Source organism: Bacillus sp. FJAT-27251, from assembly GCF_001273925.1.
In the GTDB taxonomy this organism is placed as follows: Bacteria; Bacillota; Bacilli; order Bacillales; family Cytobacillaceae; genus Mesobacillus_B.
This window is the reverse complement of the sequence record NZ_LIGG01000001.1, coordinates 4,734,691-4,749,722: the sequence shown is the minus strand read 5'-3', so window position 1 is coordinate 4,749,722 and position 15,032 is coordinate 4,734,691. Positions and strand designations below refer to the sequence as shown.

19 protein-coding genes are annotated in these 15,032 nt (G+C 47.2%); 15 read left to right on the top strand and 4 right to left on the bottom strand.

Features of this window, described 5'->3' with window-relative positions:
* The 3 genes from ADU22_RS25340 to ADU22_RS22525 form a co-directional block, all read left to right on the top strand.
* The coding region (locus ADU22_RS25340) for a hypothetical protein (RefSeq protein WP_231687932.1) at positions 1–186 on the top strand (186 nt) is incomplete at its 5' end.
* Positions 164–1,957, top strand: a complete 1,794-nt coding sequence (locus ADU22_RS22530) for a M3 family oligoendopeptidase (protein WP_053364167.1) — start codon at positions 164–166, stop codon at positions 1,955–1,957. The genes ADU22_RS25340 and ADU22_RS22530, both read left to right, overlap by 23 nt.
* A 171-nt stretch (positions 1,958–2,128) precedes the next feature.
* Entirely contained in the window at positions 2,129–2,917 is a 789-nt protein-coding gene (locus ADU22_RS22525; protein WP_053364166.1) for a phosphatidylserine decarboxylase, read from the top strand.
* 101 nt (positions 2,918–3,018) lie between these two features.
* On the opposite strand, the gene ADU22_RS22520 is transcribed toward ADU22_RS22525, so the two are convergent.
* Positions 3,019–3,159: a sporulation histidine kinase inhibitor Sda gene (locus ADU22_RS22520; RefSeq protein ID WP_046526271.1), complete on the bottom strand. Its 141-nt coding sequence runs from the start codon at positions 3,157–3,159 to the stop codon at positions 3,019–3,021.
* A gap of 334 nt (positions 3,160–3,493) precedes the next feature.
* Here ADU22_RS22520 and ADU22_RS22515 point away from each other — a divergent pair, with 334 nt between their 5' ends.
* From ADU22_RS22515 to ADU22_RS22480, 8 genes are read left to right on the top strand one after another with little or no spacing between them, the layout of a single operon-like run.
* Positions 3,494–4,009 (top strand): YqeG family HAD IIIA-type phosphatase, encoded by a 516-nt coding sequence (locus tag ADU22_RS22515; protein ID WP_053364165.1) that lies wholly within the window; start codon positions 3,494–3,496, stop codon positions 4,007–4,009.
* A 2-nt stretch (positions 4,010–4,011) separates the two neighbouring features.
* Positions 4,012–5,118 (top strand): ribosome biogenesis GTPase YqeH, encoded by a 1,107-nt coding sequence (gene yqeH, locus ADU22_RS22510; RefSeq protein WP_053364164.1) that lies wholly within the window; start codon positions 4,012–4,014, stop codon positions 5,116–5,118.
* 29 nt (positions 5,119–5,147) lie between these two features.
* Positions 5,148–5,987, top strand: coding sequence for a shikimate dehydrogenase (gene aroE / locus ADU22_RS22505; protein ID WP_053364163.1), 840 nt, complete (start codon positions 5,148–5,150; stop codon positions 5,985–5,987).
* Positions 5,981–6,274: a ribosome assembly RNA-binding protein YhbY gene (yhbY, locus tag ADU22_RS22500; RefSeq protein WP_046526275.1), complete on the top strand. Its 294-nt coding sequence runs from the start codon at positions 5,981–5,983 to the stop codon at positions 6,272–6,274. Before aroE ends, yhbY begins: the two co-directional genes overlap by 7 nt.
* A 19-nt stretch (positions 6,275–6,293) precedes the next feature.
* Entirely contained in the window at positions 6,294–6,863 is a 570-nt protein-coding gene (locus tag ADU22_RS22495) for a nicotinate-nucleotide adenylyltransferase (protein WP_053364162.1), read from the top strand.
* Positions 6,853–7,416 carry a bis(5'-nucleosyl)-tetraphosphatase (symmetrical) YqeK gene (gene yqeK / locus ADU22_RS22490; RefSeq protein WP_053364161.1) on the top strand — a complete coding sequence of 188 codons (564 nt, stop codon included), beginning with the start codon at positions 6,853–6,855 and terminating at the stop codon, positions 7,414–7,416. The genes ADU22_RS22495 and yqeK overlap by 11 nt, the downstream gene beginning before the upstream one ends.
* Positions 7,417–7,420: 4 nt before the next feature.
* Positions 7,421–7,777, top strand: a complete 357-nt coding sequence (rsfS, locus tag ADU22_RS22485; protein ID WP_046526278.1) for a ribosome silencing factor — start codon at positions 7,421–7,423, stop codon at positions 7,775–7,777.
* Positions 7,774–8,523 (top strand): class I SAM-dependent DNA methyltransferase, encoded by a 750-nt coding sequence (locus tag ADU22_RS22480; protein WP_053364160.1) that lies wholly within the window; start codon positions 7,774–7,776, stop codon positions 8,521–8,523. The genes rsfS and ADU22_RS22480 overlap by 4 nt, the downstream gene beginning before the upstream one ends.
* An 84-nt stretch (positions 8,524–8,607) precedes the next feature.
* On the opposite strand, the gene comER is transcribed toward ADU22_RS22480, so the two are convergent.
* Positions 8,608–9,432, bottom strand: coding sequence for a late competence protein ComER (comER, locus tag ADU22_RS22475; protein WP_053364159.1), 825 nt, complete (start codon positions 9,430–9,432; stop codon positions 8,608–8,610).
* 96 nt (positions 9,433–9,528) lie between these two features.
* Here comER and ADU22_RS22470 point away from each other — a divergent pair, with 96 nt between their 5' ends.
* From ADU22_RS22470 to ADU22_RS22460, 3 genes are all read left to right on the top strand, one after another.
* Entirely contained in the window at positions 9,529–10,149 is a 621-nt protein-coding gene (locus ADU22_RS22470; RefSeq protein WP_231687931.1) for a helix-hairpin-helix domain-containing protein, read from the top strand.
* A 68-nt stretch (positions 10,150–10,217) separates the two neighbouring features.
* On the top strand, positions 10,218–10,667 hold the full coding sequence (locus tag ADU22_RS22465) for a ComE operon protein 2 (RefSeq protein ID WP_046526282.1): 450 nt from the start codon (positions 10,218–10,220) through the stop codon (positions 10,665–10,667).
* Positions 10,668–10,669: 2 nt separating this feature from the next.
* Complete coding sequence (locus tag ADU22_RS22460) at positions 10,670–12,985, top strand: DNA internalization-related competence protein ComEC/Rec2 (RefSeq protein WP_053364157.1); 2,316 nt, start codon at positions 10,670–10,672, stop codon at positions 12,983–12,985.
* 134 nt (positions 12,986–13,119) lie between these two features.
* Here ADU22_RS22460 and ADU22_RS24035 read toward each other — a convergent pair whose 3' ends face one another.
* A complete protein-coding gene (locus tag ADU22_RS24035; protein ID WP_069188022.1) occupies positions 13,120–13,254 on the bottom strand; it encodes a YqzM family protein in 135 nt (44 codons plus the stop codon).
* A 247-nt stretch (positions 13,255–13,501) separates the two neighbouring features.
* Between ADU22_RS24035 and holA the strand changes: the two genes are divergently transcribed.
* On the top strand, positions 13,502–14,521 hold the full coding sequence (gene holA / locus ADU22_RS22455; protein ID WP_053364156.1) for a DNA polymerase III subunit delta: 1,020 nt from the start codon (positions 13,502–13,504) through the stop codon (positions 14,519–14,521).
* Positions 14,522–14,615: 94 nt separating this feature from the next.
* Here holA and rpsT read toward each other — a convergent pair whose 3' ends face one another.
* Positions 14,616–14,876 (bottom strand): 30S ribosomal protein S20, encoded by a 261-nt coding sequence (gene rpsT, locus ADU22_RS22450; protein ID WP_046526286.1) that lies wholly within the window; start codon positions 14,874–14,876, stop codon positions 14,616–14,618.
* Between the last annotated feature and the right edge of the window lie 156 nt (positions 14,877–15,032).

Sequence of the window (15,032 nt, the reverse complement as noted above, 5' to 3'; positions counted from 1 at the left end):
CCAGTCTTATTGTCCGCCGCCGGTCCTATTGTTCAAAAAACCAATTTCGTCCTGAAAGAGGGTGTCAGTCCCTTTTTTCTGTCCAACCCTTATATTTTGGGTCCTGAAGGAGACGTCAGTCCGGCTGAAATCCTTTATAATGGTTACAAAAGGGGGAGTACCAATGAAGTTTTCTACATATTCTGATGTCTGGGATCTAGATGTATTTTTCAAAGGGGGAAGCGGGTCGGAGGAGTTCGCGGCCCATCTTGAGAAGGTAAAAGAGGGGATTGCGCTTTTTCGCGAGGAAGTTGAATCCTGGACCCACAAGGAAGATTTAAAGACCGCAGAAAGCCTTAAAGGCCTGATCAGCCTGTTTGAGGAGAACGCCAAGTCTATCCGGCAGGCAGGGGCTTTTGTCAGCTGCCTGCAGGCGCAAAATACCTCTGATAAAAAAGCCACTGAGCTTAAGGGGAAAGTGACGGACCTGAGCGCGAAGTTCCAAAATGCCCTGCTTGGCTTTGATGTGAAGCTTGTTGAGGTCGGTGAGCAGGAATGGAAACAGATGATGGAGGATCCGTTCCTTAAGGAGCTGCGCTTTGTTTTGGAGGAGCGGCGCGAAAGAGTGGCGGAAAAGCTTCCGGCACAGGAAGAAGCGCTGATTACTTCTTTAAGTACGGATGGCTACCATGGATGGAGCCAAATGTATGATTTGCTTGTAAGCTCAATAAAAATTCCGATGGCAGAAAACGGTGAAGAAAAAAGGCTTTCCGTCGGCCAGGCAGCCAACCTTTTTTCGGACAGCGACCGCCAAGTAAGGAAGCGCGTCTTTAAGGAGTGGGAAAAGGCCTGGGGAGACAAGCGTGATTTTTTTGCCAAAACGCTCAACCACCTTGGCGGTTTTCGGTTAAATGTGTATGAACAGCGGGGATGGGAGGATGTTCTCAAAGAACCTCTTGATTTGAACCGCATGAAAAAAGGAACCTTGGATGCCATGTGGGCAGCCATCTCGGAAAAGAAGCAGCCTTTCGTAGATTTTCTGAATCGGAAGGCAAAGCTGCTTGGACTTGACCAATTAAGCTGGTACGACCTTGATGCTCCAATCGGAAATACAGAAGAAAAAATGTCTTACCAGGAAGGAGCCGAGTTCATTATCAACCATTTCTCCAGGTTCGGGAGTGAACTGGCAGGCTTTGCAAGCATGGCTTTTGAAAACAGGTGGATTGAGGCGGAAGACAGGCCGGGGAAGGCGCCAGGCGGCTTTCATACTTTCTTCCCGGAGAGCGGCCAGTCAAGGATTTTCATGACCTACTCCGGAACTCCTTCGAATGTGTCGACATTGGCCCACGAGCTCGGTCATGGTTTCCATACGTACGCGATGCGGGACATGCACATGCTGAACAGGAACTATGCGATGAATGTGGCTGAAACGGCTTCGACATTTGCGGAAATGATTGTGGCAGATGCGGCAATCAGGAAGGCTGATTCCAAAGAAGAAAGGCTCACCCTTCTCGAGGATAAAATTCAGCGCTCAGTGGCCTTGCTGATGAACATTCATGCAAGATTCATCTTTGAAACAAGCTTTTATGAAAAGCGGAAGGAGGGCATTGTCAGCGCGGAAGTTCTGAATCAGCTTATGGAACAAGCCCAGAAGGAGGCGTACGGAGATGCCCTTGCTGAATATCATCCATTGTTTTGGGCTTCAAAACTTCACTTTTATATCACTGGAGTGCCTTTTTACAACTTCCCTTACACATTCGGCTTCCTCTTTTCGCTCGGGATTTATGCCGAGGCACTTGCAGCGGGAGAGGGGTATGAAGAAAAGTATATTGCTCTTTTGAAGGACTCCGCTTCGATGACAGTTGAGGCTCTTGCAGAGAAGCACCTTAAGGCAGACCTTACCAAAAAGGAATTTTGGGCAAAGGCGGTCCAGCTCTGTATAAATGATGTTGAAGAATTTCTTGCGCTGACTGAATAATTTGACAGGCTGCTCCCCAGGGATGCCATCCAGCAGGGGGCAGCCTCCTGCTTCAAAATAGTTGCAGCATAGCGTGCAAGTGGTATAATATCACAAATGGTATATTAGCATGAGCTTCCCGGCAGGGAGGTTATTTGTGTTTCACCCACTTAAATTCCGGAGGTTGTTGCATTGATACAAAGCCTGTATCGCCTAATGATCGAATTGACCAACCGCAGGTGGTCCTCCATGCTTTTAAAGAGGTTTGCCCGCTCAAGTGCGAGCAAATGGGTGGTGCCATCCTTCGCCAAAACGTATAAAATCAACCAGGAAGAAATGGAAAAGCAACTGGATGAGTACGAAAGCCTGCATGATTTCTTCATCAGAAGGCTCAAGCCGGGGACAAGAATCACCGAGGCTGCCCCCGATGCGATTGTGAGCCCGGTGGATGCTGTAATTGAGGATATTGGCCCTGTGGTCCCGGAACTGGAAATCCATGTGAAAGGAAAGGTCTATTCGATTGCAGAGATGCTGGGCAGCGCAGAAGCAGCCAGCCCATATCGGGAAGGCACCTACATGGTCCTATATTTGAGTCCAACGCATTATCACCGTATCCACAGCCCGGTTTCCGGTACAATCCTGAATCAGTGGCCGCTGGGGTCCCGCTCCTATCCTGTTAATGCTCTTGGGCTGAAATATGGGAAAGGGACCTTATCCAAGAACTATCGGATGGTCACTGAGATCGACTATGGAAATGGAAGGCTGGCGCTTGTAAAGGTAGGTGCCATGTTTGTAAACTCAATCGAAACAGTCCATGAAGGGGAGAGACTTGAAAAAGGGGAAGAAATGGCCTATTTTTCATTTGGCTCAACGGTGGTTCTTCTGTTTGAAAAAGACGGGATTGAACTTGCAGAGGACATTGTGCTTCCTGCTCATGTGAAAGTCGGAGAAAAGCTGGGAACTTTGAATCCAAGACGCTAAGGCTTCCTGCACAGGGTTTTGCTCTGTGCTTTTTCCGTGTCAGGGAGGATTAAGCTCAAGGCGGAAAAAACAAAAAACGTCCCGAACCTGGGACGCTGCTGTCAGGAAGAATATCGAATTTTGTGGGAAAGCGATCTCCGCTTGATTTCTGTCTCTATTAAGCGGATGAAGTCCGTATTAAGATTCAATTCTACTGCCTTGTAGTAGGACTCGATCAGCAACTCGTCGGAAAGCTTGCGCATTATCATTCACCCCCGAAAATGAATGTATAATATAGGACTAGAAGACATATACTGGTAAGTTGTACCCTTACTCTAGCAGAATTAAACACCGAGAACAACCGTTCTACTTATCCACATTATTCAGTGGATAAGCTGTGGTTAATCTGTTCATAAAGGGGAAAATAACACATGATTCAGACTGTATAATGTGAATAAGGTTATCCACAACCTATCGAAAAAGGAAAATTTTGTCGAAAAATTTTAAACTCCTTTTTATTATATTTTGAAACGGAGGATAAAATTGGTTATGATGTTAACGGTATGAATGGAATTATAAATAATGAGGTGTAGCATCGTGCTAAACAATTTTTTGCCGGACCAGCATGTGAAGAGTATATTTGAAATCACGCCGGAAAGCTTAAAGGAAAAAGGTGTAAAAGGGATTATTACCGATTTGGACAACACCCTGGTTGAATGGGATCGGCCCAGCGCCACTCCGGATTTGATACAGTGGTTTGAAAATATGAAAAAAAACGATATTCTTGTAACAATCGTTTCCAATAATAACGAAGAACGGGTCAAGCTTTTTGCCGATCCTCTTGTTACACCATATATATACCGCGCCCGCAAACCTATGACCAAAGCTTTTAATAGGGCAGTAAAGGATATGGGGCTCAAAAAGGAGCAAACGGTTGTAATCGGGGATCAGCTGCTGACAGATGTCTTTGGAGGCAACAGAGGCGGTTTCCATACCATTCTCGTTGTACCGGTAGCAAAGACAGACGGGCTGTTCACCAGGTTTAACCGTACTGTGGAACGAAGGATTTTAAATTGGTTCAGGAAAAAAGGCAAGCTGAATTGGGAGGACTAGAAGTGAGTAACGAGCAAATCGTATGCACAGGCTGCGGCGTGAAAGTTCAAACAGAAAAACCTGAGGAATTGGGCTATGCGCCGCCGTCATCGCTGGAAAAAGAGGTTATTGTCTGCCAGCGCTGTTTTCGTTTAAAGCATTATAATGAAGTCCAGGATGTCAGTCTGACCGACGATGACTTTTTAAAAATCCTGAACGGAATCGGAGAAAAAGATGCTTTAATCGTCAAGATTGTCGACATATTCGATTTCAATGGCAGCTGGCTGCCGGGAATACAAAGATTTGCCGGAAAAAACCCTGTCCTGCTTGTTGGAAACAAGGCGGACCTCGTTCCGAAGTCAGTGAAACAAAACAAGCTGATGGATTGGATGAGGAAAGAAGCAAAAGATCTTGGACTTGTCCCGAAAGATGTTTTCCTTGTCAGTGCGGCCAAAGGGAAAAATATCAGGGAATGTGCGGCTGCCATTGATGAATACCGCAATGGACGTGACGTTTATGTGGTCGGATGTACCAATGTCGGCAAATCCACGTTCATCAACCGGATCATCAAGGAAGTCACCGGGGAAGGGGATGTGATTACCACCTCGCACTTCCCGGGGACCACGCTTGACATCATAGAGGTGCCGCTTGAAGACGGAAAAGCCCTGATTGATACACCGGGAATCATCAACCACCATCAGATGGCGCATTTCGTCGATAAAAGGGATCTCAAGGTCATTACGCCAAAGAAGGAAATCAAGCCGAAGATCTATCAGCTTAATGAAGGCCAGACATTGTTCTTTGGGGGGCTGGCAAGGTTTGACTACCTTTCCGGGGGAAGAAAATCCTTTACGTGCTATCTTTCAAACGAATTGAATATACATCGCACCAAGCTCGAAAACGCTGACGAATTGTATGAAAAGCATGCTGGTGAAATGCTGACACCGCCAAGGCAGGAACAGCTCGGCTCCTTCCCGGAGCTTGTGAGGCATGAATTCACGATCAAGGACGAAAAAACAGATATTGTCTTCTCAGGACTGGGCTGGGTTACAGTCAACGAAGCGGGTGCCAAGGTTGCGGCACATGTGCCAAAGGGAGTTTCTGTTATGGTCAGGAAATCTTTAATTTAGACAGAGAGCGTAATTTAGGGGGAGCGATGATGAAGAAGCTTTATGGGGTACTGGGATGTCCAATTGCCCACTCCATGTCACCGGACATGCATAATGATTTATTTTCCTATTACGGAGTTGACGCGGCCTACCATCCTTTCCACGTTGAGAAAGATGATCTGGAGGAAGCAATCAAAGGATTGAGAGCAATCGGGGCAGGAGGCTTCAATGTCACCATTCCCCATAAAACGGCCGTGATTCCGCTCCTTGATAAAGTCGACCCGCTTGCCATGGCAATAGGGGCTGTCAACACGGTGGTAAACGACAATGGTGTCCTTACAGGCTACAATACCGATGGCAGAGGCTTTGTCAAAAGCCTTGACGGCAGTCCCGCATCACTGCCTGATAAAAAAACCCTGATTGTTGGAGCTGGCGGCGCGGCAAGGGCCATTTATTTTTCATTGGCTGAGGCAGGAATCAGGGAAATCGATATCTGCAACCGGACAGCGGAAAGAGCTGAGGGTCTGGCTGCCTCCTGCCCATTTCCGGTCACCACCTCGATTCTTGGAATGGAGCGAGCAGGGGAACAGCTTGATCAATATGATCTTGTTGTCCAGACGACTTCCATCGGAATGGACCCGGATACGGAACAGATTCCATTTCCTGTCCGAAAAGTAAAAGAAGGAAGTTTGGCGGTCGATATCATCTATAACCCGCTTGAAACCAGGTTTCTAAGGGAGGCCGCTGAATTGGGAGCCCGTATCCAGAATGGAATAGGCATGTTTGTTTACCAGGGAGCGCTTGCTTTTGAAAAATGGACAGGCATTTTTCCGGACACAGGCCGGATGAAAGAAAAAGTGTTGAAACAACTAGGAGGATCTTCATGCTAACAGGAAAACAAAAACGATTTTTAAGGGCTGAAGCCCATCACCTCAATCCGATTTTTCAAGTCGGCAAAGGCGGGGTAAATGATAATATGGTCCAGCAGATAGCCGATGTGCTCGAGGCCCGTGAGCTGATAAAAGTAAGTGTCCTGCAAAACTGCGAGGAAGACAGGGACACCGTTGCAGAAAAGCTTTCAAAGGGTGCTCGCGCCGAACTTGTCCAAGTCATCGGCAATACCATCGTCCTTTACAAGGAATCCAGGGAGAATAAAAAGCTGAATCTCCCGCGGTAAGCAGCAAGGAGGCTTCGATATGAAAAAGATAGGGATATTGGGAGGCACCTTCAACCCTCCCCACCTAGGCCATTTGATCATAGCGAACGAGGTTTTTCACACTCTTGGCCTTGAGGAAGTATGGTTCATGCCAAACCAGGAACCGCCGCACAAGAAAAAGGAAGGAAACACTTCGGATGGTGAACGAATTGACATGCTTAAGCTTGCCATAGCCCAGCATCCCCATTTTTCGATTGAGCCTATTGAGATGGAACGGACAGGCCCTTCCTATACGTATGACACGATGAAAATCCTGACAGAAAAGCATCGTGATGTTGAATTTTATTTTATTATCGGCGCTGATATGGTTGAATACCTGCCTAATTGGCATAAGGTTGATGAGCTTCAGAAAATGGTCACTTTTGTCGGGGTTCAGCGTCCGGCATATAATATTGAAACAGACTATGATATTCTTTATGTAGAAACCCCCTCGGTTGACCTGTCCTCCAGCTTTATCAGGAAACGGCTGGAAACGGGAGGGACTATTCGCTATCTGGTCCCGGATTCTGTACGGACTTATATAGAGGAGAATGGTTTATATGGATCGTGAGAAAGCTTTAAATATAGTGAAGCAGCAGCTGACCGAGCATCGCTATCAGCACACAATCGGCGTAATGGAAACGGCGCTGTGGCTGGCCAGGAAATACGGGGCAGATGAAAAAAAGGCGGAGCTTGCAGCCATCTTCCATGATTATGCAAAATTCCGGCCGAAAGAGGAAATGGCCATGATCATCAGGGAGCAGGGGATGGAGCCTGCACTGCTGGAATACAACAGTGAACTCTGGCATGCTCCTGTTGGTGCTTTCCTGGCTGAGAAAGAAGCAGGCATAGCCGACAGGGAGATACTTGAAGCGATCACTTACCATACTTCCGGGCGCCCGGGAATGAGCCTGCTAGAAAAAATCATTTATTTGGCGGACTATATTGAGCCCGGCCGGCATTTTCCCGGGGTGGAGGAAGTAAGGGAAATGGCCAAGGACAATTTGGACCAGGCTTTAATCCAGTCTGTAAAAAATACGATTCAATTTTTGCTGAAAAAAGGCCAGCCGGTGTATCCGGATACTTTTTACACATATAATGATTTAGTGACCCAGGAGGATTGATTGAATGACTGAACGCCAATTGCTTCAAACAGCTGTTAAAGCAGCAGATGATAAAAAGGCAGAGGACATCCTTGTCCTGAACATGAAGGGAATTTCCCTTGTAGCCGACTACTTTCTGATCTGCCACGGGAATTCTGACAAGCAGGTACAGGCCATCGCCCGTGAAATCAAGGAAAAAGCCGACGAGAATGGCTTTGAAGTGAAGCGCATAGAAGGATTTGATGCGGCAAGGTGGATATTGATTGACCTGGGAGATGTCGTTGCCCATGTTTTCCACCGCGAAGAAAGAGGCTATTACAATCTTGAGCGTTTATGGGGCGATGCACCGCTTGAAAATATCGACAGCGAGCTTAGCCAATGAGTTACCGGGAGTTTGCCTATCTCTATGACACGCTGATGGAAGATGTGCCATATGAACGGTGGGTGGACTGGGTGATCAGCCTGCACTCGAGGTACGGGCGCGGCGAAAAAAAACTGTTGGACCTGGCCTGCGGGACCGGAGAACTTTCGGTCCGGCTTTCCCATGCCGGTTTTAACGTCACCGGTGTGGATTTGTCTGAAGACATGCTGGCAGTCGCCCAGGCGAAGGCCGGGGAGGCGGCAATGGATATTCCTTTTTTTCACCAGGATATGACACAGCTGGACAGCTTGGGCGAATACGATGTCATCGGCATTTTTTGTGATTCGTTAAATTATCTGCCCCGCAGCGAGGATGTTGCAAAGGCGTTTGCGGGAGTGAATGGTCACTTGAAGAAAGAGGGGCTGTTCCTGTTTGATGTCCATTCCATACATAAAATGGACGATGTGTTCGCCGGGAGTCCCTTCACGTATATTGACGAAGAAGTCTCCTATATCTGGAATTGCTTTCCCGGGGAGCATCCCCACAGTGTCGAACATGAACTGACTTTTTTTGTGCTGGACGATGAAACAGGGCAATATGACAGGGTGGATGAATCCCATTTTCAGCGCACCTTTGAAATCAGTGAATATAAAAAAATGCTGGAGGAGGCCGGTTTTGAGCTGCTGGGAATCACCGCAGATTTCCAGCAGGCTGAACCAGGCCCTGAAGCGGAGCGGATTCTTTTCGCGGCAAGGAAAAAGGCGTGACCACATAAAGAAACAGGCGCAGATTAAAAACTCTGCGCCGTTTTTTTTTATAAAAGCAGGAGTTTCCAGAATAATGCCGAAAGGTTAATCAATGCCGAATTGATCCCGAGATTTCGCCAAATCCTCTTCAAACTTCCAGTGCGTCGCCTCGAACAAATGCTCAAACATCTCACCGATTTCTTTCTCAAGCACTTTAATGCCTTCTCCTGTTATGCCGCCTTTCACACACACCTTTTCCTGAAGGGCAGGCAGTGTATAAAACTCTTTCCGCAATAGCTCCCCCATGCCAATAAGCATTTCACTTGCCAGTTTTGTTGCTGTTTCATTGTCAATTTCAGTCTTTTTTACAGCTGCCTCGATAAATTTCTGTGTGAGATAGCTAAAGAAGGCAGGCCCGCAGCTGACAATATCAGAGGCCACCCTGGTTATATTGGTATTGATTTCCACTGGTGTCGAAATTGCCTTGAATAAGGAGTCCAGTTTATGCCTCCAGGTGTCACTGCATCTTTCCCCATACGTCATCAAGGATACGCCCGCCAGAGCCCGGTTTGTTATGCTTGGAATCGCCCTTGCCGTGGAACATGGGACGATGGTCTCCAGCTGGGAAACACTTATCGGGCTAGTGATGGAAACGATGCATTGATGATCAGCAAGTACATCCTGGATATCCACCAGCAATGGGTATATATCATGAGGCTTCACACAGATGAAAATGGCATCCGATTTCCCGGCCACTTCCGCTGCGCAGGAACCAATCTTCATTCCTGGATATGCGTTTGCTAACTCGGCGGCCTTGGCAAGAGTCCTGTTGGTCACAATCATCGAAGAAGGGGAAACGGCATTCCCATCAATCAGGGCCTCAGCCAAAATCCTCCCCATATTTCCGGTGCCAATAATCCCTATTTTCACTTTCTTCCCTCCTTCTCAAGCAGCTCCATGACTTTCTCATAAAACTTATGTAACTCACCAAAAAAATATGACTTTTAGAAAGTAAGGTGGTAAATGATGGAATGGCTTAAAGCCCATCTATGGCAGGCAGGTGCCGGGGCAGCCCTGGGGATATTTTTTCTCTATGTATACCTTGGAGGCCCTGCTGAGAAGAAAGAGGACGATTTGCAGGAATGGTCCATTGTGGAGGAAAAGGACCAGGTGCAGGAAAGTCAAACTCAGGCGGAAGTGGCAGCAACAGTGCCGATGATGGCGGATATAAAGGGTGCAGTGGCAAAACCGGGGGTATATGAAATCGATGAGGGAGACAGAATCGTCGACCTGGTCGAAAAAGCCGGCGGACTGACGGAAGATGCTGAATCCTCCGCCATCAACTTTGCCATGAAGGTCAGCGACGAAATGGCGGTTTATATTCCCGGGAAAGGAGAAGGGCAGGAAGGCAGTATATTGCCGGCAGGCGCCATTGGTGCCGGGGAGAAGGAGGGCAAGGTGAATTTAAACTCCGCTTCCGCTGCCGAGTTGGAAACACTTCCGGGAATCGGCCCGGCAAAGTCCTCTGCCATTATTGAATACCGGGAAACCGCCGGACCATTTAAAAATATTGAGGATCTTAAAAACATTTCCGGCATAGGCGATAAGACATTCGAGAAGCTGGAAAGCATGATTATCGTAAAATAAGAAATTGCAGACAGGCACGCAAACAAGTAAACTGAAAAGAAAAAGAATAAATGAGAGGTTGAGACAACATGGAACGCATTTCCTGGAATGAATATTTTATGGCGCAAAGCCAGCTTCTGGCCTTAAGAAGCACCTGTACCAGATTGACGGTCGGCGCGACGATTGTCAGGGATAAAAGAATTATAGCCGGGGGCTACAATGGATCCATTGCCGGGGGGGACCATTGCGTGGATGAAGGCTGTTATGTTATTGACAACCATTGTGTGCGAACCATCCATGCAGAAATGAATGCCCTTCTTCAGTGTGCCAAGTTTGGTGTTCCGACCGATGGTGCCGATATTTACGTCACCCACTTCCCTTGCCTGCAATGCTGTAAAGCGCTTATTCAGGCAGGAATAAAGACCGTTTATTATGCGGAAGATTATAAAAATCATCCATATGCCCTGGAATTGTTTGAAAAAGCAGGTGTGAACACCCAGCAGGTACAATGCCGGCAGGTAACATTGAAAGAGGCATAATCATGAAAGGGAAACTGTTCTATGCCGCAGTTGTTTCCCTTTTCGCCTTGCTTGGAGTCTTCGAGAACCTCTTCCTCTTTGCGCTTGCTTTCCTGCTCTTCTGCTGGCACCTGGCCAGGACAGGAAAAGTCAGCTCTTCCAACTTTGTTCATTTCCTGGTCATCTACATTGTTTTTACAGGTGCTGGTGCCTATGCGAAAAACGCCAATGATACAGCCATGGATGGAAGTGAACGGGAATTTACCATTGAGTTCACCAGTTCGGTCCTCTTTGACGGGGACCGGCTGACATCCCGGGCGCTGGTTTACGGTTATGATGAACAAGTGGCTGTCAGGCATATTTTCCGCTCTGAGAAGGAAGCGAAGATGATAAAAGCATCTGTTTCCCCAGGGACAGTCTGTACACTACCAGGCACCCTTGATCTGCCTGGACAGGCGCGAAATCCAAACTCGTTTGACTACTCCGAATATCTCCGCAGGAATAACATCCACTGGACCCTCAAGCTGGAAAAGTTTGATTTGTCTTCATGCTCCCAAAGCCAACCCAACCTGTATACATCTTTGCTTAAGTGGCGCCAGAACGAAGTCCACCGCCTGGAAGAAATGCTAGGGGATGAAAACGCTGCGATTGCAGCTGCCCTGCTGTTTGGCGACCGTCAATATATCGCACCAGATACTGCGGCGAGCTATGAAAGAAGCGGAACCGTCCATTTACTGGCGATATCCGGCCTTCATGTCGGCCTTCTGGCAGGAATGGTTTTTTATCTTCTTCTGCGGGCAGGGTGGACGAGGGAAAGAGCTGAATTTCTTTTAATCTGTCTTTTGCCTGTTTATGCCATTGTGACAGGGCTTGCACCATCTGTATGCCGGGCTGTGCTGATGATGATGATGTTTCTTTCGGCACGCCGCCTCAGGCTTCGCATTTCTTCACTCGATATTCTCTCCATTGCCTTGATGCTGCTGCTCCTGATTTCTCCATACAGCCTTTATGCCCCCGGCTTTCAGCTGTCGTTTGCCGTAAGCGCGGCACTTATCCTCTCATCATCCCTGATTTTTTTCATGTTTGGTTCCTACCTTTTGAAAATGGCTGCTGTTTCTTTTGTCGCCCAGCTCGCAAGCATGCCTGTTCTCCTGTTCCATTTTTATGAAATATCGCTCATCTCTGTCCTGGCCAATCTCTTATTTGTTCCTCTCTTTTCCTTCCTTCTCCTTCCCTTGGTCATCCTCTATTACCTGGTTTCCAGGGCCTTGCCTGATGCCGCTGCCCTGGTGCTTCCGCTGCTCGACTATTTGATTCATTTCGCAAATGGGATGTCCAAATCGCTTGCTGCTATTCCTGCAGCATCCCTGGTGATGGGAAAGCCGGAAGCACCGCTGCTTGCTCTCTACCTGTTTGTCATATTCGCTTTCTTGCTGGGCTGGGAGAAAAAGTTCAAAGGAAAATGGAAAGTGTGCAGGCTGCTGCTCCTTGTGCCGGTTATCATTCAGCTTGGCATTCCCTATGTGTCTCCTTATGGGAAGATTGTTTTTATTGATGTCGGTCAAGGAGACAGCATTCTGATTACGCTTCCTTTTAATCAAGGGAACTATCTGATTGATACCGGCGGCAGGCTTTTGTTCGAGAAGGAAGGGTGGCAAAAAAGGAAAAAAGAGTTTGATACTGGCAGAGATATCGTTCTTCCCTATCTGAAAAGCGTAGGAATAAGAAAGCTGGATAAACTGATTCTCACACATGGCGATGCCGACCATATTGGCGGGGCCGCTGCCCTGCTTGATGAACTGGAAATTGCGCAAATCCTTGTGCCGATAGCAGGGGAGAGGGGAGAGCTCGAAAGGAAAGTCCTGGCCAAAGCCAGGCAGAAAGGGATTGACATCATGGAAGCTGCCGCCGCAAGAGGCTGGGAGAAGGGAGGGAACACCTTTGTCATTGTAAGCCCGTCTGAGAAGGTGGAAGATAAAAACGAAGGTTCGATTGTCTTGTGGACAGAGCTGGGAGGGAAATCCTGGCTGTTCACAGGCGATCTTGGAGAAAGCGGCGAAGAGGAACTGCTTCGGCGGATTCCTGCCCTAAAGGCCGATATCCTGAAAGTGGGCCATCATGGGAGCAAATCCTCCACGTCCAAAGGTTTTTTGGACGCACTTGCCCCTGAAGCTGCCATTGTTTCGGCGGGTGATGGGRATTTATATGGCCATCCGCATCTTGAAGTCCTGGAACGCCTTTCGGAAAGGAAGATCAGGATTTACCGGACGGATAAACAGGGAGCAATCATATTTAAATTTAATTCCAAAGGAGGAACCTTTAGGCCGTGGATTCCATAGTATGATATCAAACATAGGAAATTCCTCGTCCCGCAAGGCATTTACCTCCGAATACCAGCAGGCTAAGGCCCCTCCATCGCCCTTTTAATAAAAAAAGAGACTGCTATGCAGTCTCCGAGGCTATGTAGCCGTTCTCAGCTTCCAACAAAATGAACGACTGTTGCGATGATGAACATTGTTGCGAAGAAACCAAAAGAAACAATGAATCCAACCAGGGAATCACCCAGGTCATTACGATTGTCTTTGATATTCTGTTCGAATTGGTTCACAGTCTATCCCCCCTATTTCTTAAATAGTATAGACGATTTTTATAGAAAATACCAGCCCAGCAAACGCTTATCATGAATTCATGATGCACCGTTGCTATCTAAGGATCCCGGGTCTTAAATAGCAGCGTTCAATATATATAGGGAATCGCTTAGGGTAACCGGGCGATTCCGCAATTAATCTTGCCAAAATGTCCAAGCTTCTTTACGATAGAAAGGACATAAACTGGAGTGATCGGAGCGGACCGACATGGTGCTGGATATATGGAAACAAATTAAAAAAAATAAGATTGACCCTGTCTATTTGATATATGGAACGGAGACGTTTCTAATCAATGAGACGAAACAGCTGTTGATCAAGCAGCTGCTGAACGAGGATGAGCTGGATTTTAACTATGCCTCATACGACCTGGAGGAAACACCTGTGGAAGTGGCGATCGAAGATGCGGAGACTTTCCCATTTATGGGAGAGAAACGTCTGATTGTCATGCAAAACCCTGTTTTTTTGACTTCCGAAAAGCAAAAAGGAAAAGTGGAGCACAATCTGAAAAGGCTGGAGGCTTACATCAAGGAGCCGGCACCTTATTCTGTCGTGCTATTCACTGCACCATATGAAAAACTGGATGAACGCAAAAAAATCACTAAAGAGCTGAAGCGGAATGCTGCGGCCGGGGAAGCCAAAAGGCTGACAGAGCCGGAATTAAAAGCTTGGGTGAGAGATCGGGCCGGACATGAGGGCGTCGAGATTGATGAAGAAGCCATCGAAATGATGCTGGCTTTGGCGGGCAGCAATTTGTTCATGCTGACGAGTGAAGTGGACAAGCTGGCATTATATTCGGGGGAATCGAGAAGGATCGATGCCCAAATGGTAGACAGACTCGTCACAAGGTCACTGGAACAGAATATATTTACCCTGATTGACAAGATTGTCCAGCGGAAGATTGATGAAGCGCTGCGCATCTATCATGACCTCCTGAAGCAAAATGAAGAACCCATCAAAATCCTCGCCGCCATCGCAGGGCAGCTGCGGCTGATTTACCAAGTCAAGGAACTTTCAAGAAGAGGATATGGCCAGCAGCAGATAGCCGGCTTTTTGAAGGTCCMCCCCTACAGGGTTAAATTGGCAGCTGGACAGGCCCGCCATTTTTCGGATGGAGAGCTTGCGAGGACGATTGAAATGATAGCCAATGCAGACTATCAAATGAAAACCGGCGGAATGAAAAAGGAATTGCTGATTGAGATGATCCTTTTCAATCTGAATGGGAAATAGAAGGAACTGAAAAACGACCTAATACAGGGTCGTTTTTCTTTCGCATTGCAAACAAAAAAAGCTTCCCGGAGTGAGAAGCTTTTGTTATTGGCTTTTAGCCGTTTGCATTCAATTTTTTCATCATGCGGGATTTTTTGCGGGCAGCTGCATTTTTGTGGATTAGACCTTTTGCAGCAGTTTTGTCCAGCTTGCTCGCAGCAGCAGCAAAAGCTGCAGTTGCTTCAGCATCGTTGTTTGCAATAGCAGCTTCAGCTTTTTTAACAGCTGTACGCATTGCAGATTTTGCAGTAGTGTTTTGGGCGTTATTTTTTTCGCTTACTTTCACGCGCTTAATTGCAGATTTAATGTTTGGCATTCCGTTCACCTCCTAAAAAGCATCGAGATTTTATGGAACTCGACTTTCCAGTACATTTCTTAAATTATCAAGAACAAAAGATATTCTATCAAACAGGAGTAAATAATGCAAGACTCTCAATTAATTTAGCATTCCGCGGCTGAATTTTTTTATCAT

Bases quoted from the DNA above. Each gene is read 5' to 3' on its own strand.
- ADU22_RS22530 (WP_053364167.1), top strand. From the start codon at position 164: ATGAAGTTTTCTACATATTCTGATGTCTGGGATCTAGATGTATTTTTC.
- ADU22_RS22520 (WP_046526271.1), bottom strand. From the start codon at position 3,159: ATGCGCAAGCTTTCCGACGAGTTGCTGATCGAGTCCTACTACAAGGCA.
- aroE (WP_053364163.1), top strand. From the start codon at position 5,148: ATGAAGAAGCTTTATGGGGTACTGGGATGTCCAATTGCCCACTCCATG.
- yhbY (WP_046526275.1), top strand. From the start codon at position 5,981: ATGCTAACAGGAAAACAAAAACGATTTTTAAGGGCTGAAGCCCATCAC.
- ADU22_RS22495 (WP_053364162.1), top strand. From the start codon at position 6,294: ATGAAAAAGATAGGGATATTGGGAGGCACCTTCAACCCTCCCCACCTA.
- yqeK (WP_053364161.1), top strand. From the start codon at position 6,853: ATGGATCGTGAGAAAGCTTTAAATATAGTGAAGCAGCAGCTGACCGAG.
- rsfS (WP_046526278.1), top strand. From the start codon at position 7,421: ATGACTGAACGCCAATTGCTTCAAACAGCTGTTAAAGCAGCAGATGAT.
- ADU22_RS22480 (WP_053364160.1), top strand. From the start codon at position 7,774: ATGAGTTACCGGGAGTTTGCCTATCTCTATGACACGCTGATGGAAGAT.
- ADU22_RS22470 (WP_231687931.1), top strand. From the start codon at position 9,529: ATGGAATGGCTTAAAGCCCATCTATGGCAGGCAGGTGCCGGGGCAGCC.
- ADU22_RS22465 (WP_046526282.1), top strand. From the start codon at position 10,218: ATGGAACGCATTTCCTGGAATGAATATTTTATGGCGCAAAGCCAGCTT.
- rpsT (WP_046526286.1), bottom strand. From the start codon at position 14,876: ATGCCAAACATTAAATCTGCAATTAAGCGCGTGAAAGTAAGCGAAAAA.